At 67.5% G+C, this 679-nt stretch carries 1 protein-coding gene; it reads left to right on the top strand.

Annotation, left to right across the window (positions count from 1 at the left end; translation table 11 throughout):
* On the top strand, positions 1-679 hold a 679-nt coding region (locus IC50_RS12235), incomplete at both ends, for a histidine kinase dimerization/phospho-acceptor domain-containing protein (RefSeq protein ID WP_035704538.1).

The raw sequence follows: 679 nt of genomic DNA, 5'->3' as shown, positions 1-679 counted from the left end.
CGGCGGGAGCCGATGCAGGCGGCCGGGCTGCTCGCGCTGAACATCGTGGAGCTGGCTGGCCTGTTGTTCTTCACCGGCGGCCTGCAGAACCCGTTCTCATTCCTGTTCCTCGCGCCCGTGCTGATCTCGGCCACCGCGCTGCCGGCCCGTTTCACCTTCGGCCTCGGCCTGCTCGCGGTTGCCTGCGCTTCGCTCCTGTTCTTCTTCCATTTTCCGCTGCCGTGGGATTCCGACGATCCGCTGGTGCTGCCGCCGATCTATCTCGTCGGCGTCTGGCTCTCGATCGCGCTCGCGATCGGCGTCACCAGCCTCTACTCGTTCCAGGTCAGCGAGGAGGCGCGCAAGCTCGCGGACGCGCTGGCCGCGACCGAGCTGGTGCTGACGCGCGAGCAGCATCTGACCCAGCTCGACGGACTCGCCGCAGCGGCCGCGCACGAGCTCGGCACGCCGCTCGCGACGATCTTCCTGATCTCGCGCGAACTGGAAAAGACGGTGAAGGACCCGAGCTTTGCCGCCGACCTGAAGACCTTGCGCGAGCAGACCCAGCGCTGCCGCGACATCCTGAGCAAGATCACCCAGCTCTCCTCCACCGGCGCGCCGTTCGACCGTATGAAGCTGTCGGAGCTGATCGAGGAGGTGGTGGCGCCGCATCGCGACTTCGGCGTCGAGATCACGGTGC

Source organism: Bradyrhizobium genomosp. I (2014) (genome assembly GCF_000261685.1).
Classification (GTDB): domain Bacteria; phylum Pseudomonadota; class Alphaproteobacteria; order Rhizobiales; family Xanthobacteraceae; genus Bradyrhizobium.
The sequence above is the reverse complement of the archived record's forward strand: the minus strand, read 5'-3'. Positions and strand labels throughout refer to the sequence as shown.